Annotated in this window: 14 protein-coding genes and 1 pseudogene; 5 read left to right on the forward strand and 10 right to left on the reverse strand. The window is 61.6% G+C overall.

From position 1 onward, the window contains the following. Positions 1–188: 188 nt before the first annotated feature. From murB to AB7S84_RS05665, 4 genes and pseudogenes are all read left to right on the forward strand, one after another. Positions 189–1211: pseudogene (murB, locus tag AB7S84_RS05650) on the forward strand (UDP-N-acetylmuramate dehydrogenase); the annotation flags it as partial. 20 nt (positions 1212–1231) lie between these two features. Beyond that, the gene (locus AB7S84_RS05655; protein WP_428153346.1) at positions 1232–1612 is read left to right on the forward strand and encodes a DUF2784 domain-containing protein; all 381 of its coding nucleotides are present in this window, start codon (positions 1232–1234) and stop codon (positions 1610–1612) included. 192 nt (positions 1613–1804) lie between these two features. Next, positions 1805–4408, forward strand: a complete 2604-nt coding sequence (locus AB7S84_RS05660; protein WP_428153348.1) for a molybdopterin cofactor-binding domain-containing protein — start codon at positions 1805–1807, stop codon at positions 4406–4408. 166 nt (positions 4409–4574) lie between these two features. After that, positions 4575–4916 (forward strand): hypothetical protein, encoded by a 342-nt coding sequence (locus AB7S84_RS05665; protein ID WP_428153350.1) that lies wholly within the window; start codon positions 4575–4577, stop codon positions 4914–4916. 245 nt (positions 4917–5161) lie between these two features. On the opposite strand, the gene AB7S84_RS05670 is transcribed toward AB7S84_RS05665, so the two are convergent. From AB7S84_RS05670 to AB7S84_RS05715, 10 genes are all read right to left on the reverse strand, one after another. Further along, a complete protein-coding gene (locus AB7S84_RS05670) occupies positions 5162–5944 on the reverse strand; it encodes a PP2C family protein-serine/threonine phosphatase (RefSeq protein WP_020876779.1) in 783 nt (260 codons plus the stop codon). Then, positions 5941–7566 (reverse strand): protein kinase domain-containing protein, encoded by a 1626-nt coding sequence (locus AB7S84_RS05675; RefSeq protein WP_020876778.1) that lies wholly within the window; start codon positions 7564–7566, stop codon positions 5941–5943. Before AB7S84_RS05675 ends, AB7S84_RS05670 begins: the two co-directional genes overlap by 4 nt. A 54-nt stretch (positions 7567–7620) precedes the next feature. Next, the gene (locus AB7S84_RS05680; protein ID WP_020876777.1) at positions 7621–8175 is read right to left on the reverse strand and encodes a hemerythrin domain-containing protein; all 555 of its coding nucleotides are present in this window, start codon (positions 8173–8175) and stop codon (positions 7621–7623) included. Between the two features lie 325 nt (positions 8176–8500). Continuing rightward, complete coding sequence (gene hdrA2, locus AB7S84_RS05685) at positions 8501–10966, reverse strand: CoB-CoM heterodisulfide reductase HdrA2 (RefSeq protein WP_144016509.1); 2466 nt, start codon at positions 10964–10966, stop codon at positions 8501–8503. A gap of 35 nt (positions 10967–11001) precedes the next feature. Then, positions 11002–12588 (reverse strand): hydrogenase iron-sulfur subunit, encoded by a 1587-nt coding sequence (locus AB7S84_RS05690; protein WP_428153353.1) that lies wholly within the window; start codon positions 12586–12588, stop codon positions 11002–11004. 31 nt (positions 12589–12619) lie between these two features. Beyond that, entirely contained in the window at positions 12620–15979 is a 3360-nt protein-coding gene (locus AB7S84_RS05695; protein ID WP_428153355.1) for an FAD-dependent oxidoreductase, read from the reverse strand. Beyond that, positions 15976–16581, reverse strand: coding sequence for a 2-oxoacid:acceptor oxidoreductase family protein (locus AB7S84_RS05700; protein WP_020876772.1), 606 nt, complete (start codon positions 16579–16581; stop codon positions 15976–15978). The genes AB7S84_RS05695 and AB7S84_RS05700 overlap by 4 nt, the downstream gene beginning before the upstream one ends. Positions 16582–16585: 4 nt before the next feature. Further along, positions 16586–17431 carry a thiamine pyrophosphate-dependent enzyme gene (locus AB7S84_RS05705; RefSeq protein ID WP_428153358.1) on the reverse strand — a complete coding sequence of 282 codons (846 nt, stop codon included), beginning with the start codon at positions 17429–17431 and terminating at the stop codon, positions 16586–16588. Further along, positions 17428–18579, reverse strand: a complete 1152-nt coding sequence (locus AB7S84_RS05710) for a 2-oxoacid:acceptor oxidoreductase subunit alpha (protein WP_020876770.1) — start codon at positions 18577–18579, stop codon at positions 17428–17430. The genes AB7S84_RS05705 and AB7S84_RS05710 overlap by 4 nt, the downstream gene beginning before the upstream one ends. 92 nt (positions 18580–18671) lie before the next feature. Further along, positions 18672–18959 carry a 4Fe-4S dicluster domain-containing protein gene (locus tag AB7S84_RS05715; RefSeq protein ID WP_020876769.1) on the reverse strand — a complete coding sequence of 96 codons (288 nt, stop codon included), beginning with the start codon at positions 18957–18959 and terminating at the stop codon, positions 18672–18674. Positions 18960–19421: 462 nt separating this feature from the next. Here AB7S84_RS05715 and AB7S84_RS05720 point away from each other — a divergent pair, with 462 nt between their 5' ends. Then, entirely contained in the window at positions 19422–20444 is a 1023-nt protein-coding gene (locus AB7S84_RS05720) for a pre-peptidase C-terminal domain-containing protein (RefSeq protein ID WP_020876768.1), read from the forward strand. Positions 20445–20760: the final 316 nt, after the last annotated feature.

Below are 20760 nucleotides of genomic sequence, written 5' to 3' on the forward strand. Positions count from 1 at the left end.
ATATTCCAAAAAAGAAAGGCGCTTCGGTCATGAGGGAAAAATCTTTTTTAAAGAGTGTCATGATGTTTTCGTTCCTGTCGGACATGCTCCCATGGCACACAATATTCCCTCCAAAATCTGGACCGGTGTTTGGAATGCCGACAAAAAGGAATTAAGACCCGACGGCTGAAACCGCCGAGCATCGTGAATCCACTATCATGGAAATTCAAAGAAACATTTCGCTCAAACCCTTTACGACGTTTCAGGTCGAAGCCTCGGCGGAGGCCTATATCCGCTTCGACGCCGTGGACGAAATCCTGGGGTTCCTTGCAGACGGCCTGTTGAAGGGCCGGCGGCGTCTGGTGCTGGGCGGCGGCAGCAACCTCCTGTTCCTGAATAATTTTGAGGGTCTGATTCTTCATCCGGCCATGAAAGGCATCTCCGTGGTGGGGGAAGACGCGGACGATGTTCTGGTTTCGGCCGCTGCCGGCGAAACCTGGGATGATCTGGTGGCCTTCGTGGTGGGGCACGGATGGGGGGGGCTCGAAAACCTGTCCGGCATCCCGGGCCATGTGGGCGCCAGCGTGATCCAGAACATCGGGGCCTACGGGATCGAGGCCGGGGATGCGGTGGCGGCCGTCGAAGCCGTCTCCCTGGACGACCGGCAGCAGGTGACCTTTTCCCCCAACGACTGCGACTTCGGATATCGCTTCAGCCGTTTCAAAGGCGAATGGCACGACCGATTCATCATCACCGCGGTGGTGTTTCGGCTCAGCCGGCGTCCGGACTGCGTGCTTCACTATCCCGGCCTTCGGGAGGCGGCGGCGTGCATGGGGGACGTCACCCCGGCCAATATCCGTCAGGCCGTCATCGACATCCGGAAGCGCAAACTGCCGGACCCCGCCGTCATCCCCAATGCCGGCAGTTTCTTCAAGAACCCGGTGGTTTCAGGCACGGTGATCGAAGAAATGCGGGACCGCTTTCCCGACATGCCGTTCTATTCCCAGAGCGACGGTGCCTTCAAGCTGCCCGCCGGATGGCTGATCGAGCAGTGCGGCTGGCGGGGACGGACCTTCGGCAACGCCGCGGTCCATGGTGATCACGCTCTTGTACTGGTCAATTCCGGGGGGGCCGGCGGCCGGGAGATATACGACCTTTCCGAGGGCATCCGGGCGTCGGTGGCGGAGCGATTCGGCATCAGCCTGGAGCGGGAGGTCGTCGTCGTCGCGTGACGATGCCGCGAGGGGAGGGAATGATCGCGAGCCTTCTTGCCGACGCCGTCGTCGTCCTGCATTTCGCCTTTATCCTTTTCGTTGCCGCCGGCGGTATCCTGGTCCTGAGATGGCCCCGACTGATGTGGTTGCATCTCCCGGCGGTCGGGTGGGGCGCACTGATCGAGTTCCTTGGGTGGATCTGCCCCCTGACGCCCCTTGAAAACCGCCTGAGATCCATGGGCGGCGAGGTCGGATACCCGGGCGGCTTCATCGAAACCTACCTCACGCCGATCATTTACCCCGAGGGTCTCACCCGAGGGCACCAGTTCATCATCGGGATCGGCGTCGTGTCCGTCAATGTTCTCATTTACGGGATTCTGCTTCGCCGTCGCCTGAGACGACGGCGGTCCCGGATTTGACAAGCGTCTTTGGCATTGTTAAATTTTATTCCGTAGGTCCGGAGTTTTCGACGGGGGCGCAATCCTGCCCTGATGCCGTCTTTTCCAGCATTCCCGCCCGACCGCTATATGCGAGGAAGACCCGCGCCAATTCGACGAGCGGTGATCCCCTTTACCCCGAAAAGCCCTTTTCAGATGTGAGGAGAATCAGCGATGAATACGACTTTCCTGGTGAACGGAGGGAGATTTACGGTGGACGTAGCCCCGGATATGCCGCTTCTCTGGGTTTTGAGGGATGTCCTGGGATTGACCGGAACGAAATTCGGATGCGGCAAAGGTCACTGCTGGGGGTGCGCCGTTCTTCTGGCCGGAGAGATCCGACCGTCCTGCACCGTCAAGGCCGAGGCGGCAGCGGGAAAAGAGATTGTCACCATCGAGGGCATCCCCTGGGACCATCCGGTCAAGCAAGCCTGGGTCGAGGCCCAGGTGCCCCAGTGCGGCTGGTGCCAGCCGGGTCAGATTCTCCAGGCCGTATCCCTGCTGCGCCGGACGCCCAGTCCGAATGATGGGGCCATCGCGAAGACCATGAGAAAAAACCTGTGCCGATGCGCCACCTATCCGCGCATCCGATCGGCGATCAGGCTCGCTGCCCGGGCGTCCGTTCCGGAAAGCCCCCCGGATCACCGTCCCGCGCTCCCCATCCTGAAGAAGAACCCCACGGACGGCGATATCGAGGGGGAATCCTTCGTCTTCAACCCCTTTGTCCGCATCAGTACGTCGGGCCGGGTGACGATCGTCGCCAAGCATCTGGAGACCGGCCAGGGCATCTACACCGGGCTGGCAACCCTGCTGGCGGAAGAGTTGGATGCCGACTGGCGGCAGGTGAGGGTCGAGTCCGCCCCTGCCGACGAATCGGTCTACAACAATCTGCTTTTCGGACCTGTTCAGGCCACCGGCGGCAGCACCAGCATCGCCAATTCCTATGAACAGTATCGCCGGGCGGGAGCCTTGGCCAGGGCGATGTTCGTCGCGGCTGCGGCCGCCGTATGGCGGGTTCCGGCGGAAGAGATCGAGGTGAAGAAGGGTATTGTATCCCATCCGAAAAGCGGACGTCAGGCAACCTTTGGTGCCCTGGTCCGCAGGGCCGCCGGCATGAAGCCCCCTGTCGAGGTCCGGCTCAAGGATCCTGACGCCTTCACGTTGATCGGTCGGCAGGATGTGCGCCTTGATATCGTCTCCAAGGTCCAGGGGTCGGCCCGTTTCGCCATGGACATCCGGCTGCCGGGAATGCTGAGGGCGGTGGTGGCCCGCCCACCGGTCTTCGGGGGGCGGGTGTCGTCCGTTGACGCCCGGAAGGCCCTGGCCGTGCCCGGCGTGACCGGCGTTGTCAGGATTTCTTCGGGGGTGGCGGTGGTCGCTGAAAACACCTGGGCCGCCCTCGAGGGACGCGATGCATTGGAGATCGTATGGGACGAAAGCAGGGGAGAGACGCGGGGCACTTCCGAACTGGCCGCGGAATACCTGGCGCTTCTCGAAACCCCCGGAAAGACGGCTCGGAAGGAGGGGGATGTCGAGGGCGCCTTGGCCGGTGCCGCACAGACCCTGGAGGCGATATTTGCATTTCCCTACCTCGCCCACGCGCCCATGGAGCCCTTGAACTGCGTGGTGCGGCTCTCCGAAAACGACTGCGAGATATGGGCCGGGGACCAATTCCAGACGGTGGACCAGGCCAACGCCGCCGCAGCCGCCGGCCTGGAGCCCCGGCAGGTCAGGATCCACACCGTCTTTTCCGGCGGCAGCTTCGGTCGTCGGGCCAATCCCGCGTCGGACTACATTGTGGACGCCGTCGAGGTGGCCAAGGCTCTGGAGGGCCGGTCACCGGTTCAGCTTGTCTGGACCCGGGAGGACGATCTTCGGGGAGGCTATTATCGGCCGATGTTCGTTCACCGGGTGCGGGCGGGCCTCGACGGCGAGGGGCATCCGGTGGCCTGGCATCACCGCCTCGTCGGACAGTCCATTGCGACGGGAACCCCCTTTGAGGACGCCATGACGACCGACGGCATCGACGCGGCGTCGGTCGAAGGCATTGTGGACATGGCCTATGCCGTTCCCAATCTGGCCGTGGAACTGCACTCTCCGGCGGTCGGCGTGCCGGTCCTCTGGTGGCGATCGGTGGGTCACAGCCACACCGCCTTTGCCGTGGAGGTCTTCATCGACGAGCTGGCGGCGGCGGCCGGACAGGATCCCGTGGCGTTCCGCCGGTCGCTTCTTTCCGGTCAGGAACGCCGTCTCGCCGTTCTGGATCTGGCAGCCCGAAAGGCCGGCTGGGGCTCTCCCCTCCCACCGGGGAAGGGGCGGGGCATCGCCCTCCATCGCTCCTTCGGCACTGTCGTGGCTCACGTCGCCGAGGTTTCTGTCGCCGGGAACGGGGATTTTCACGTTGATCGGGTCGTTTGCGTCGTGGACTGCGGCACGGCCGTCAACCCGGATATCATCCGGGCCCAGATGGAGGGCGGCATCGGGTTCGGGCTGTCGGCGGCATGGGAAGAGGCCGTCACGCTCGATGGCGGACGGGTCCGCCAGTCCAACTTCGACACCTACCGGATTCTCCGGTTTGACCGGATGCCCGTGGTGGAGGTGCATATCGTTCCGTCCCAGGCACCCCCGACGGGAGTCGGAGAGCCCGGGGTCCCGCCCATTGCGCCGGCGGTGGCCAACGCCCTTTTTGCCGCAACGGGCCGGCGGGTCCGGATTCTGCCCCTGGGGGACCTGATGCCGTCTAAAGGGCGGCGGCCGTGGTTCGAGGCCCCTGCGTGAGGCCGGATCCTTGACAAGACCCGATTGGACGATTACTGTTTTCACTATAAGAGAGGCAACGGCCGGTTGTATACAGCTGGCTGTCGATATCTGTCCACGCTCTCGGGTTCATTCAGTTCACCAAGAGTAGTCCTGTTCGATCAGTCCTCTGAGATGACCGGCGGCCTTGCCATTCATAACATCGGAAGCTCTCAACGACGACCGTGAATACGCGGTCTCGAAAATACGGCTTGCGTCGCCGTGGGACACCGGATTTTCCACCTTCGGGCAGCGGCGAGACGATGTTCACAAGCTGGATAGAGAGGAGGAAATCATGGAAAGAATGCCATCGAGAGATACCAGCGGCAAATGCGAAGGCGAATGCCGCGATCGTGTTTTTGAAGGAGAAAGCGAACGTCAGGCCTATATTAACGCGTCGGACAAGGAATACGATTCTCCTTGTGAAAGCAGTCCGTCCTGGACATTCAAACGCAACGACCCGCCGGGAGGACTGGGGGGACGCATCTGATATATCGGGGTCGGCTGCGGCCGACCTGTCGGATCCACAATGGTTTACCTCGCGAGGCGGCCGCTTCAGGCCGCCTCGCGGCGCTATACACATACCCGTCGGGGCCCGCCTTCATTACCGACTCACCGCAAAAATTCGGCTTCAGGCCGGCATGTTGTCATGCCGTCATTGGGATGTTCTGCCTTCCGCCGCCAAAAAGATTTCATGTTACGCTTTTCATCTTTAAATAGGGTACACAGGCATCGTTAATCCTCATGAATTGTTGCGAGTACGATGGTGATATTGTCCTTTCCCCCGGCGGAGAGTGTGTGTTCAATCAGGTTTTTCGCCTGGGTCCTCAGGGGATCTCGGGAAGCCAGAATGGATTTGAGGGCTTCAGGATCGATGTGGTCGTGCAGCCCGTCGGTTGTCAACACCAGGACATCCCCGTTCCGCAGCGTTAATTGTCCGGATTCGGGGATACAGTACCGGCAGCCCACGCATTGTTCGAGGACGTGCTTCGAATGATGAGACAAGGCCTCCTCCGGCGTGATCTCGCCTTCATCCAGGAGAAATTGAACCAGGGTGTGGTCCCGGGTTATCTGCGTCAGGTCGCCGTTGCGCAGGACATACAGGCGGCTGTCCCCTACATGGACCCAGTGGGCTTCCCTCTTGTTGACGAGAACGGCGGTGACCGTGGTTCCCATTCCCACCAGCGCCATGTTGTCCAGGACCCGCCTCATGATGGCCTTATTGGCCGCGGATACGGCCGTGACGAGCTGTTCCCGCGGGTTTTCCGCAGGAGGCCGGATCTGCTTCAACGCGGAGATCGCTGTTTCCGCGGCGACATCGCCGGCGGTCTCTCCCCCCAGACCGTCGGCGACCGCCAGGAGACATGAATCGTCATCGATCTCATGGATCAGGTACCGGTCTTCGTTTTGGGTTCTGACATTGCCGATATGGGTAAAGGCCACCACGCGACGGACGGATGATGCCGGCACGATCTCTTCGGATTGAAACCGTTTCGATGTCGCATTCTCTGTTCTCATTCCCGGCGCTCGACTTTCAGTTGAATACCCAATCCTCGGGCTTTTTCCTGGAATTCCTTCAACAGGTCGTTGAGGTCGGACCTGTTTCGGGGGTGATAGTTCATGGTGAGGCGGATGCTGTCTGCGTTTTCAGGTCGGACCGCCGGTCGGTTTCGGACGGCGGCCTCCGCCGACGGGGACAGCGCGGCTATCGCTTCCGCCGCGGTTCGATACCGCTGTTCCGGATCCCGGCGGCAGGCCTTGATGATGAATTCACGGAGCGGTCCGGGAAGATCCGGCACCCGTTCCGCGGGGTCGGGGATTTCCCGGTTCAGACGCATGTTTTTCAACTCCCGGAGGTCGTCTTCCGGAAAGGGCCGTATGCCGGTCACCATTTCATATGCCGTGATCCCCAGTGCATAGATATCGGTGCGCTGGTCAAGTGCATGGCTTTCGATCTGTTCCGGCGCCATGTAAAGGAGCGTGCCGGCAGAGCTGAAATCTTCGGTGCCGATGGGGCAGGCGAGTCCGAAGTCCAGAATCTTGATCCGGTCATTGGGCTGGATGATGACATTGGACGTGTTGATGTCCCGGTGAATAATCCCCTTCTGATGCGCGTAGTCCAGGCCGGAGCAGATCTGCATGAGAAAATTCGTTGCAATCGCCGGCGGCAGGGCCCGGTGTCGTTCCAGGAAGTGCTTCAGGGACTCGCCTTCCAGGTATTCCATGATGATAAAGAGGGTCCGATACCGCTCCTCGATGTCATATACCCGAACGATATTTTCATGCTTCAGTCCCGCGATGATCTGGGCCTCGTTGTGAAAGATCGCACTGAAAGCCTCATCCATGGCAAGATGGTGCCGCATCATCTTGATGACCACCGGCATGTTCAGTGCGGCGTGTTTCCCTTTGTAGACGATGCCGTAGCCGCCCCGGCCGATGATATCGGCGGCGATATACTTCCCGATCGTGCGGTCGGCCGTTGGCCTCCGGGAATCGAATCGGTCGGCTACCAGTTCCGTCAGAAACATCATCATGTCGGGGTCATGGCTTGAGATCGCATCGAAATTCTTTTGGTCGATCACCCGCACATCCATGTCGGTTTCAGCCTCGACGTGGGCATGCCGGCGTTCGCCTGTCAGCAGGGACATCATTCCGACGATGTCGCCCTCCCCCCGGTGATCGATGGGGTGCAGTTCGCCCGTTTTCTCGACCACGACGATGCATGAGCCCCGCTGGATGACGAAGGCCTGATCGCCGACGTCGCCCTGGGTGATGAATCGTTCCCCTTTTGGAATGTGCCGAAAGGTCATTTCAGGAATCAGCGGACGTTGTCCGCCCGGAAGGATGAACCGCAGGAATTTGTTGCGCAGATTGGCGACACTCTCCTCTGCCAGGACCCGTTGGTAAAAGCGGCAATTGAGGCATGAGTCGCGTTTTTCCGCAAAAGAACCCTGTCTGTTTTCCCCACAGAGCGTTCCGGCTACGGCCCAGCAGAACCGGCCGGCGCATTTTCCCCCGTTGATGCCGTCAAAAGAGACGTCTGTCGCGGCCTTGCACACGCCGAGGGTATCGGCGTTTCTGCCGCCCGGCTCTTTTCCGCATTGCATGACTTCCCAGCAATTCAGTTTTTTCAGGCCCACGAACATTCCTTCCCACCCGGTCCGGTCTTCAGGGGGGCACCCTGAAAGAGCGGTCTATTCCGCCATCATGGCGTTCATCCGGTATACCAGATCCCGGTTTTTTTCAAAAAAAGCGCTTCCCCCCATCCGCTCCTCTTCATGCTTGAAATGCTCCAGAAGCACGGCATCCTCACGTTTCGACAGGACCTTCTCCGCCATTTTGAAAAAGAGATGGTCTTCCCTGTGGATATGACGCCTGAGCAGAGAGATGTACGCGGCCAGATTTTCGAGCAGCGTCGTCGCAGCGATGGGGTCGCCGTCGGCATAGAGATCGAGAACCGCTTCGATCTGTCGGATAAAATGACGGTTTCGCTCATGCTGGTACCGGAGGGCGATCATTTCGTCGTCCAGATCGCATTCCTCCTTCATGGCCAGCATGCCGAACATGACGTTCTCTTCCTTGAAATGATGAAACCGGTCCGCGAAATTTCTGGAAAAATCGATGCTTATTTCAAAAAACGCCCTTTCCGGACGTTCATTCCTCTCCAGTTTATTTCGGGCCTTGCCGAGGATGCCCAGTCCCCGGCGAATCAATCCATGTTCGGCAACCAGGATATCGATGGATTTCATCTGTTCCCCCCGGGTAGTGATCCCTTCTCTGTCCGCGTTCGGGTATTCCCATCGTCAATCGGGTATGATTCAGGATAACATCACAATATTCCGCTGCAATTGATTCAAGTCAAGATTCAGCGTCCGATTTTCGGGAACCGGTGCTGCCGGGCGGTCGACTCACACCTTGCGGCGTTGCATCAGGGAATCGGACCGAAGGCTGAAGGGGTGCTCCGGGGGCGGGCGAACAGGGGCGTGCGAGGGAGCGGGCGGGGAAGCCGGCATGTTGGGGGAGCGGGACAGGGAGGAACCCCGAGGGGCCTCCCTGATCCATTCCTTATCGTCCTTATCGCGGCGATGTCGCCGTTTCTGGTCCAGAAGGAGCGCCTGACCGCCGCTCCTGGTTCCGCTTCCGGATGATCGCCGCCGTCTCGGCGATCTCCTCCCGCGATACCCCTTTCCGGAGCCTTTCCATCTCGGCCATCACCCGGGCGAAGCGCACGCCTTCGGCGGCGCTGATCCATTCCAGTTGGAGGCGTTCGGTGCGGATGCCCAGCTTCTCCATTTTCTTCCGGACCTTCTCCACCCGCTTGACCGTCCAGTGGTTGGCGTCGATGTAGTGACAGTCTCCAATGTGGCAGCCGCTCACCAGGACCACGGGGGCGCCTTTTTTAAAGGCATGCCAGATGAAGGACTCATCGACCCGGCCGCTGCACATGGTACGGATGAGCCGGACATTGGCGGGATACTGGAGGCGCGAGACCCCCGCATAGTCGGCACCGGCGTAGGAGCACCAGTTGCAGGCGAAGGTCAGGATCTTGTCCGCCGCGTTTTCAGCGAGGAGCGCGTCGATCTGGGCGATGATCTGGGCGTCGGTGAAGTGGTTCATGACGATGGCTCCAAACCGGCACTCGGCGGCGCAGGTGCCGCACCCGGCGCAGGCGGCCGCGTTGACGACGGCGGGAATCTTCCGCTTGACGTCCACGGTGATGGCGTTGTAGGGGCAGACCTCGGCGCACTTCCCGCAGGCCCGGCACTGCTCGGTGATGATCTCGGAGGTGATGGGCTCCGAGGTGATCTGGCCCCTGTGCATGAGGCGGATGGCTCGGGCCGCGGCGGCGGATCCCTGGGTCACGCTGTCCTTGATGTCCTTGGGACCCTCGGCGCATCCGGCGTAGAAGACGCCCCGGGTGGCCGCATCCACCGGCTGGAGCTTGGGATGGGCCTCCAGGAAAAAGCCGTCGGCGGTGAGCTGGAGGCCCAGCATCTCCTGGAGTTTCCCGGTGCCCGGTGCCGGCTGAATGCCCAGGGCCAGGACGAGCATCGACAGATCGTGAAATTCGATCCCGCCGGTGGCGGTGTTCTCGACGGCCACCCGCAGGGAACCGTCGGGCAGTGCTTCCACCGACCCGGGGAGCCCCCGCAGATACTGGACCCCCAGGCGGCGACTCCGATTGTAGAGATCCTCGAACCCTTTGCCGAAAGCCCGAATGTCGATGTAGAAGACCTTGATCTCCATGTCCGGATAGTGTTCCTTCAGGACGAGGGTGCTCTTGACGGTGTTCATGCAGCAGATGTTGGAGCAGTACTCCCCGCCTTTCCGCTTGGAGCGGGAGCCGACGCACTGGATGAACCCGACGGCGGCGGGCCGCTGCCGATCCCCCGGCCGGACCAGTTCCCCCCTGGTGGGACCGCCGGCGTTCACCAGCCGTTCGAACTCGAGGCTCGTCACCACGTTCGGAAATCGGGTGTAGCCATACTCGTCCATCTCCCGGGGATCGTAGGGTGAAAGCCCAGTGGCCACCACAATGGACCCGACGCGTTCGGTGATCTCCTCGTCGGACATGTGGAAATCGATGCAGCGTTTCTCGCAGGCGTCGAGGCATTTGGAGCAGCCCCTTCCCATGCACTCGTTCATGTTGACGGCATAGGCCGACGGCACCGCCTGTGGAAACGGGATGTAGACGGCCTTTCGGGACGAGAGCCCCACGTTGAACTCGTCTGGGAAAACCACCGGGCATGCGCGGGCGCAGTCGCCGCAGGCCGTACATGCCGTTTCGTCGACATACCGGGCCTTCTTGAGGACCTTCACCTCGAAATTTCCTACGTAGCCTTTGACCTCGGTCACTTCACTCAAGGTGTGAAGCGTGATCCTGGGATGTCGACCGACATCCGCCATCTTGGGGCCGAGGATTCAGATGGAGCAGTCCATGGTGGGGAAGGTCTTGTCCAACTGGGCCATGGTGCCGCCGATGGAGCTGTTTTTTTCCACCAGGGCCACCTCGTAATCATTGTCCGCCAAATCGAGGGCCGCCTGGATGCCGGCGATGCCGCCGCCGATGACAAGGGTCCTCCGGGTCAACGGCAGGACCGTTTCGGTCAGAGGGGTCAGGAGTCGAACCCGGGCAACGGCCATCTTGACGAGATCCACGGATTTCAGCGTGGCGGCCCCCGGATCGTTCATGTGCACCCAGGAACACTGCTCCCTCAGATTGGCCATCTCCAGAAGATAGGGGTTGAGCCCGGCCTCCTGCAGCATGTGACGGAAGGTGGGCTCGTGGAGGCGGGGCGAGCAGGAGGCCACCACGATCCGATCGAGATTCAGCTCGGCGATGTCGGTCTTGATTTCCATCTGACCCGGCTCCGAGCAGGCGTATGTGACCGCCTTGGCCACGGCGACGCCGGGAAGGGTCTTCGCGCTGTCGGCCACCCGGCCGCAGTCGACCGTCTGACCGATGTTGAGCCCGCATCGGCAGACATACACCCCGATTCGGGCGTCTGTGTTCATATCCATTGGTTGTCTTGCGAACATCGTCGTTCCCATTCCATTCCTCGTTACGGGGTTGTCTATTCCCAGCGGATCGTCCGGGCGATGACGCTGGTCAGATCGGCGGTTTCCATCATGAGCTCCCGGCCCAGAAAAGGGTCTTCCATGGCGCACCGGAGATGAATCTGGCACTTGGGACAGGAGGTGACCATGAGGTCGCTGCCGGTGGCCGCGGCCTGCCGGATGCGTCGGACCTGAAGCGCCTTGCTGTAGGCGTCGCATCCGGTCCAGGCGCAGTTTCCGCAGCAGATGGATGCGGCGCCGCTGTCCTTCATCTCCGTAAACCGGGTCGGCATAAGGCGGTGGATGAGTTTGCGCGGCAAGGCACCCACGCCGGACAGGCGGTTCAGGCGGCAGGCATCCTGATAGGTGATCCGGTGCTCCAGGGGAGCGAAGGTGACGGCGCCCTTGTCGATCTCCCGCTCCAGAAATTCGTAGAGATGCATCACCGTGAAGGCCGGCTTGACGCCGTGGCGCGGGTAGTCCAGTGACAAGGTGCGGTAACATTCGGGGCATGCGGTGATGAGCGTCTCGATGCCGAGGTCGTTCATCATCTCCGTGTTCAACCGGGCCAGTTTCAGAAAGTTTTGCCGGTCTCCGGACCAGAGAAGATCGTGGCCGCAGCACCGTTCGGTTTCCAGGAGTCTCGGGTGAACGTCGAAAAAGTTGAGAAGCCGGACGGCGTCGAAAAGAGTCCGGGAGGTGTCGAGGCCGGCGTGGTTCCGGAAAAAAATGTCGAAATAAGGGGCGCAACCGCCGAAGAAGAGGGTCTTTCCTTCGGGGTCCGCAATGAGGTCGGCTGGACGGTCTTTCCACCGTCCGGGCGAGATTTCCGGCGAGGTCATGGTCCGCATGAGGGACTGAAAGAACCCGCCGTGGGCCTGGTTTTCGTCTCCCTGTCGGGCGTGGATCCAGGAGCGGACATCCCGGATGAATTCGGGAAAATCGACGTCGGAAGGGCAGCGTTCGTGGCAGAGGCCGCAGGTGAGGCAGGCCCAGACGTCCCGGATGACCGCTTCCGAAAGGGGCGGCGCCGCGGCGATGGCGCCCACCAGGGCCCTTGGGGAGTAAGGCTTGCCGCTCAGGGCCAGGGGGCAGGCCGAGGTGCATTTGCCGCAGTCCTGGCAGGCGTATGCGTCGTGCTTTTTCAGGATATCGGCCAATGACGTCGGGTCCTCGGTCGTCTCGGCAGGGACCTTTCCCATCGGCACCACGGGGCTCTTGCCCATGGTCTTGATGTCCGCCGTGAATTCCGCAAGAAAGCGCCTTAGCGGCTCGGTGTCGTCGGGCAGGAAAGTGGCGAAACGGAGCCGACGGCCGCCGATCCCCGCGAGCTCCAGAATGCGCTCCGTGTCCTCGGTGTTGTTCACGGCGTTTAGGGTGCCGGTGCCATACCGGCACGTCCCCGGGCCACACCCCACTAGAGCCACGCCGTCGGCGCCCATTTCAAAGGCTTTGAGGAGCAGGGCCTTGGTGATTCTTCCGGTGCAGGAGACCCGAACCATTTTGATTTCCGGCGGGATCTGGTAGCCGTTGTCCTGAAGGTTATGGTAGGCGGTGTGGGGCGCCCAATTGCACAGATAGAGTATGATTTTATAGTCGCTCATCGATTCACGGCACCATGGTTGAAATTACGGTTTACGGCAGCAGGATTTCCGCGAGGGTCTGCTCGAAGAATTTCTGGCTTCGAAAGGGACTGTCCGCCGCATTGGTGGGGCAAACGGAGATGCAGTTGCCGCACCCTTTGCAAAAGGCCTCGTCGACCACGGCGTAGCGGCCGATATCGTTCCGCTTCAGGGTCACGGCCTGGTAGGCGCAGGCATCGACGCAGCGCCCGCAGCCGCGGCAGGCGGCCTCGTTCACGGTAACGGTAAACCCTTTGTTCTGCCGGGCGCTGTTCGGCATGGCCGCGGCGGTCAGCATGGCGGCGGCGGCACCCTTCCGGCGGGCGGAGATGCGGATGCCGGGCGGGTCGGCCAGGAAAAGCCCCGAAACGGCGGTCATGCCCGGGTAGAAAAAGGGGACGCCCGTGACACCGGCAGACTGCATGTCCACGGCCGTGACCCGCAACGGGAGGCCTTCCTGGTGGATGTGCCGGATGTGCCGCCGGGATTTTTCCCCCAGAATCACGGCGCCCACCTGCATCTGCTGAACGTGACCGTCTTCGGTTTCCACCGTCAGCTGAAAATCACCCAGATTGCCGCTCAGCCGCGTCACCCGAGCGCCGGTGAAGGCGTGGATGTTGGGGTGGTCCGGCAGATCGCCCGCGGATGCCGCCTCCGATCCGAAGGTGAAAACGTCCATGCCGATATCGGCAAGGGTCACGGCGCTGGTCATGGCGGCCTCCGACCGGCCGATGACGGCCGTGGCGAAGTTGTAGAGCCGGCTCGGGGTCGGAAAGGCGGTGAGTTTGCGGGAGCGCTTCACCGACCGATCGATAAGGCCCCGGAGACGCTTCAGGGCCTCGTCCGGATCCTTCTGGAGCAGGCTCAGCGCTTCTCCCCGAATGTTTCGGACCATGACCATGGACCGGCTGATGCCCGTCGCCGTGAACAGCGCGTGCTTCAAGCGGCTCCGCTGATCCGTGCAGGCGCTGCAGACGAAATTGAGGGGGCAGCAGACGCACGATCCCAGAACGATTCGCGTGATGCCTTTGTCCCGGACGGTCTTGATGACGGCGGCAATCCCCTCGGGCACGCAGGCCGACGCCAGGGTTCCGGTGTGCACGACGTCCGGGACCGCGGCCAGTGATTCGATGTACCGGTCCATCTCGTCCATCCACCCGAGAGAGTCGTTGCACCGGCAAATGAAAACGCCGATCCGGATATCGGGCGAGAGGCCGGGGTCGGGCTGAGTGAACGAAAACCCGTTGCCTTTCCGCACCCAGGAGGCGTCGCCCAACAGCAGGAGGGCCTGGGCGGCTGCCGCATATCCGCGCATCAGCATGGCGTAGACGTCGGGCTTCGCGGACCTGGGGCCGTAAGCCCGGATGATGTCGTCGCCCTTGACGGCCGGGGCCATGTCCGGGTCGGCGATGATCACGGCACCGGCGTGTTCCGCAAAGGTCTCCCCGGTGTCTGTGTGGCAGATGGCCCCCACGGCGCCGCAGGCCCTGACACATTCCAGGCACTCGGCGCAGACGCCGCACTGAAGGCAGCGATCCGCCTCTTCACGCACCTGAACCTCGGAGAGCCCCAGGGCCACCTCGGTGAAACCGCCGATTCGGACGGCAGGCTGGACCTCGGACATGGGAACGCGGCAGTGGACGGGAATGTTCGAGGGGATGTCCCGGAAATCCCGGTCCGAAGGCCGCGCACAGGTGGGCGAAGGCACGGGAACGCCGCAGATGTCCGAGAGGGCCGTGATCGCCGCCAGACGACCTGAGGCCATGGCCTTGACGACGGTGGATGGGCCTGAAACGGCGTCTCCGGCGGCATAGACGCCGGAAAGCGAGGTCCGGGGGCCGTTGTCCGTCCGAATCAACCCCCGGTCGGTGATCTCCAGACCGCCCAGGGATGATCCCGGTTCAAAGGCCCCGATCTGCCCGATGGCGACGAAAGCCCGGTCCGCGGCCATCTCGAACGCCGAGGCACCGGGAACGATGACCGGCCAGGCCACCCCGCCGGCGTCGGGTTTTCCCGGCCGCGTGGGTTTGACGCTGAGGCGGTCGAGACGACCCGCCTTGCCGAGAAATGCGACAACCTGGCACCGATCCCGGATGACGACGCCTTCCTGAACGGCGCCCTGGATTTCTTCGGGATCGGCGGGAATCTCGTCCTTTCCGAACCAGGAGATGAGGGTGACCGATGCGCCCGTGCGGACGAGGGTCCGGGCCAGGTCAAAGGCCGCGTTACCGTCGCCGATGACCACGGCCCGTTGCCGGAGGGGTTCCATCTCTCCGCGGTGGCAGCGGTTGAGAAATTCGAGGCATCCCGATATGCCGTCAAGGTCCTCGCCCGGGATGCCCAGTCGCCGGTCCTTCCAGGATCCGACGGCCACCACGACACCACTGTAGGATGCCGTCATGGACTGGATATCGGTCAGGTCCACGGGATGGCCGGCGGCGAACGTGACGCCCATGTCGCGGACGACGGCAAGCTCGGCGTCCAGGATGTGCCGCGGAAGCCGGTGAGGACCGATGCCGTAGCGGAGAAGACCGCCGGCCGACGCTTCGCGCTCGAAGACGGTCGCGGCGCATCCGGCTCGGGCGAATTCCGCCGCCGCCGCGATTCCCGCCGGACCGCCCCCGATGACCGCAAAATGTTCGGGGCGTCGTTCAGCAGGACGAGGGGCCGGTGTCTCTTCGGGGTGGGCTGCGCCATAGTCGGAGAGGAAACGCTTGATGTCGCGGATGGCGACCGGATCGTCCAGGGTTCCCCGGCGGCAGTCGTCCTCGCAAGGGTGGTTGCAGATGCGGCCGCAGATGCCGGGGAGAATGTTCCGTTCCCGGATCAGGGCAAGCGCCTCGGCGTATTTGCCGGCCCCGGCCAGAGCGACGTACCCTTGGGCGTTGACGCCGAGAGGACAGTTTTCCCGGCAAAGGGGTGTCCGACGCTTATCGATGACCGGCCGGCCCGGGAGACTCAGGCGTCCGTCGAAGACGATCGCTTTGCGGCCGTCCTCCGTCGACACCGGACAGGCTTCGGCGCAGCGACCGCAGAGAACGCAGGCGTCGGGGTTCGTGAAGGTCTGGTGACGGAAGATGCCGACCCGGAACCCCTGGGGGGTATGTCGAATGCCGGTGACATCGGCGGGTAGGAGACACTGGATAGCCGGGTTTCTCAAAATACGGATGAGGCCGGGCCGGTGCGCGTGGTTGAGAGGGACCCCCGAGTTGAGCCGCCAGGCGTCGTTGGCGAGCTTGCGGTCGAGGTTCGCGTCCCGGTCCACCAGGGTCACCGGAACGCCCAGTTCTCCCAGCTTGTTGGCGGCCGCGATCCCCGAGGGGTTGGCGCCGATGATGACAACTTTGTGCAGACGGTCTTTGGGGCGCTTCATCGAACGGCTCCTATCCTGCCGGCGGTGCCGGATTTTTTCTTCTCCCGTCCTTTCAGGGTTGACGCGCCGTAGTCGAACCCCTTGACGAAGGCGGCCAAATTCATCTCTTCCGTCCCCTTGGGGACCGAAGCGGTGACGGCGGTCTTCATGGCATCCAAAGAGACCACGCCGGTGACGGCCGTGGCGAATCCCATCATGATGATATTGGCCATCATCTTTCGCCCCAGCTCCTCGGCCATACGGGTGGCGGGGATGGAAAAGACTTCCGGTCGGTCGCCGCCCGGGGCGACCAGATCCTTGTCCGTCAGGAGGCGGCCCGAGGGCTTGAGGGCGGTGCGGTATTTTTCGTAGGCCGATTGGGACATGCAGATGAGGATGTCGGGCGCCTCGATATAGGGGTACTGGATGACTGCGTCGGAAATGATCACCTGGGCGCAGCAGGCGCCGCCCCGGGATTCCGGGCCGTAGGACTGGACCAGCGTACTTTCCCGGTGGTCCCCCAGGGCCGCGGCCATGCCGAGGATCCGGCCGGCCAGGACGATGCCCTGCCCACCGAATCCGGTAACGATAACTTCCTGCCGTTTGATGTCTTTTCGCGCCATGGCTTTACCCCTCCTCCGGCCGGTACATCCTTTTATAGATCTCATCGTGGGTGGGTTTCTCGATGTCCAGAAAATTCCCGAGAATCGGCCCCCGTGCGTCGCTCATGTCCAGTTCGGCGGGATGAGCGCCGTTTTTGATGATGGCTTTTTCCTGATAGTGCCTGAGCGTGTCGATGGCTTTTTCCCGGTTGCGTCGGCCGTAGTTGACGGGGCAGGGCGACAGCGCCTCGATAAAGGAGAATCCTCGCCGCCGAAGGGCGGCCGCGATGGCGTCGGCCAGATCCCGTGCGTGGAGCATCGACCATCGGGCGATATAGGTGGCGCCGGCGGCGTAGGCCAGAAGCGGCAGATTGAACGGCGTTTCGGGATTGCCCATCACGGTGGTGGAGGATCTGGCATTGTGGGGGGTGGTGGCGGCAACCTGTCCGCCGGTCATGCCGTAAGTCAGATTGTTCACGCACACCACCGTGATGTCCATGTTCCGCCGGGCGGCGTGTATGAAGTGATTGCCGCCGATGGCGAAAAGATCGCCGTCGCCCGAGAAGACGATGACATTCAGTTTCGGGTTGGCCATCTTGATGCCGGTGGCAAAGGGGATGGCCCGGCCGTGGGTGGTGTGGAACGAGTCGATGTTGATGTACCCCGCGCCGCGGCCCGAACAGCCGATGCCCGACACCATGGCGAACTGATCGTAAGGGATCCCCGTCTGCTTGATGGCCGTGAGGCAGGCGGTAAAGACCGAGCCGGTGCCGCAGCCGGGGCACCAGATGTGGGGGATCCGGTCCATGCGGACGAGATCCTCCAGGGGATGGACCGTCGGGGCGACGGCGGGGTCGGCGCTTCGGGTCATCGCATGACCTCCTTCTCCATGGCGTCGATGACGGCTTCGGGGGGAATGATGGCGCCCCCGTGATGGCCCACGCCGATGGTCGGCACCCGTCCGGCGGCGCACCGCTCGACCTCTCGGCTGATTTGGCCCATGTTGATCTCGACGGTGATGATCCCCTTGACTTTCTGGGCCAGAGCCCGGATCTGTTTTTCGGGGAACGGCCACACCGTCACGAGCCGAAGCATGCCGGCCCGGATGCCCCGTTTCCGTGCTTCGTCCACGGCGGTGAAGCTGGTGCGGGCGGACACGCCGTAGGAGACGACGGCGATATCGGCGTCCGACAGCCGGTAGGATTCGGTCATGACAATGTCGTCGATGTTGTTCCGGATCTTGCCCGTGATCCGTTCGATCATTTCCTTCTGGGTCTCCACGGACATCACCGGATACCCCTTTTCATCGTGGGTCAGGCCCGTAACATGGATTTTGTAGCCGTCGCCGATGGCGGGCATGGGGGCGACGCCGTTGGGTCCGGGTCGGTAGAGACGGAAGCGGTCCTTCCGGCCGGCGGGTCTGGGCCGGGACACCGTTCGGATCTTACCGGCCTCGGGAATGACGACCCGTTCGCTCATATGTCCGACGATCTCGTCGGACATGATGAAGACCGGCGTTCGGTAGGCTTCGCTCAGGTTGAAGGCGGTGATGGTCAGATCGAACATCTCCTGGGGAGATGCGGGGGCGACGGCGATGATCTCGTAGTCGCCGTGGGATCCCCACCGGGCCTGCATCATGTCGGCCTGGGCGCCCTGGGTGGGCAGGCCCGTGGAGGGCCCGGCCCGCTGGACGTTCACGACCACGCAGGGCGTTTCGGTCACGACGGCGAGTCCAATGGTCTCCATCATGAGGCTGAAGCCGGGACCGGATGTCGCGGTCATGGATTTGGCGCCGGTCCAGGCGCCGCCGAGCACCGAGGTCATGGCCGCAATCTCGTCCTCCATCTGGATGAAGGTGCCGCCTACCCTGGGGAGCCGAATGGAAATATGTTCCGCGACCTCGGTTGCCGGGGTGATGGGATAGCCCCCGAAAAAAGTGCACCCCGCGGCAATGGCGCCTTCGGCGCAGGCGATGTCTCCGTTAATGAAATGTTCTCCGGTGAGGACTCTGGATGTCATGGACGGCCTCGTCTATAATGAAGTTCCGGTTTGGGTGTCGTGGTTCGTCCCGATCTGTCGGTTCCGGGACCTGCTTTCGGGGCGTGCGCCGGTCATTCGGTCGGACCTGGGACCGGCTGTGAAGGCGGCGGTGCTGCCGACGAAAAGATGGCGAATTCGGGGCAGAGCAGTTCACAGTAGTGACAATTCAGGCAGTCGTCGTTCTTGACCCTGGGCGGGTGATATCCCTTGGCGTTGAAGGTCTTGGAAAATTCAAGGACCTCTCTCGGACAGAACGCGATGCAATAGCCGCATCCCTTGCACCGGTCCTCCAGAATGTGAACAATGCCCCGGGTGATGTCCACCGTGTCGGTATCAAGGGGAATCCGCCAGTATTTCATAGCCCTCTTCCTGTAAAAGGTCTCCTGTTTGCGCCAAGAAGCGTTGCCGAAAAAAATCCTTAATCCTTTTGCGACGGATTTTCAATGGAAATGTCTTTTAAAACGTTTTTTCTCGAAAGACAATCCTCATATTTATCGGGGGGCGTCTTCCATCATGACGCCGTGACAGGGGTATGGACATTCCATGATTCGCCCTCCCGCTTTTCCGGTTGACAATCAATTTCGGGGTTCTTACCAGTTTGGGGTACGGCAGAAATATGCAACCCCATATGAAATCAGCGCACCTTTCACGTTCCACCGCAATTCGGTATCGGCCGGTATCGGCCGGTATCGGATTGATCATCCCTTTTTACGGTCAGATCGTTACCGCTCCCGCTTGATGTGTTCCTGAAATTGTCTGCCGTCATCCCAACCCGTTCGGGAGAAAGCCTTTTCAATACGGTCACCTAAAGGAGGCCTGTCATGTCAGATATCAAAAAAATATGTTTTGATAGAATTCTCGCCAGGGACCTGCACCGCGCGATCCTCTTCCGAAATATCGAGGGAACCACGCGTACCCGGGCCATATCCCCCATCGGTAAGCTGTGGCCCAACGGATCGACCCTGCGCGTTTCGTTTCTGGGGGGCACCGCCCAACAGCACGACGTCGTCAAGACATTCGCGCCCCAGTGGTCCCGATTTGCCAACCTCAATTTCGACTTCGGCACTGCGCCGGACGCCGATATCCGGATCGCCTTCGCCGACGACGGCGCGTGGAGCTATCTGGGCACGGACGCCAAGGGTATTCACGTCAGCCGGCCGACCATGAATTACGGATGGCTGGACGAGGCCGTCGTACTGCACGAATTTGGCCACGCCATCGGACTGGCCCATGAACACCAGAACCCCGAAGAGGGCATCAAATGGAATGAAGAGGCCGTGATCCGCGACCTCTCGGGCCCGCCCAATTACTGGGATATTGCCACCATCCGCCACAATGTCCTCAATAAATATGCCCACGACCAGATCAACGGCACGGTGTTCGATCCCGATGCCGTCATGCTCTATGCCTTTCCCAGGGAATGGACCCTTGACGGCTTTCAGACCAAGGAGAACAAGACGCTGTCGGCAATGGAAAAGGCCTTCGTTGCCGGTGAAAAAATGTATCCCGGAAGGGGGTCCCAACCCGATGCGGTGGAACTGGACGTGCTGGAATTCGAGGGAACGCCGGCATCCATCGGTCTGCCGGGCGAGGAGGATCTCTTCACTTTCATGGTCAAATCCCCCGGCCGCTACACCATCGAGACCGAGGGGGAGACCGACCTGGTCATGAAGCTTTACGGTCCGGACAATCGGACCAACCTCATCGCCGAGGACGACGATTCCGGCAAGGGTTACAACCCGAGGATCGGTGCCGATCTTATTCCCGGAAGGTATCTCGTACAGATCCGGCATTACAATCGGACCGGCGGTACGGGCGACTACACGATCAAGGTTTACAAATAGGAATGTTAATTTTTGACTTTCATGATGGTGACCGGAAAGCCTACGGCTTTTCCAAAGGCTGAAGGCTGAAGACTAAAGGCTGAAGGGGTGCGCGTGTGATGAACGGTGCATTTTTTCCCTTTCAGCCTTCGATTTTCGGTCTTCGGTCTCCAAAGGTTAAAGGCTGAAGACTAAAGGCTGAAGGGGTGCGCGTGTGACGAACGGTGCATTTTTTCCCTATCAGCCTTCGATTTTCGTTCATCCCTCTCCAAAGCATAAAGGCAGAAGACTAAAGGCAGAAGGGGTGCGCCTGTCATGAACGCCGCACAATTTTCCC

Source organism: Desulfococcus sp. (genome assembly GCF_050178255.1).
Taxonomy (GTDB): Bacteria; Desulfobacterota; Desulfobacteria; order Desulfobacterales; family Desulfococcaceae; genus Desulfococcus; species Desulfococcus multivorans.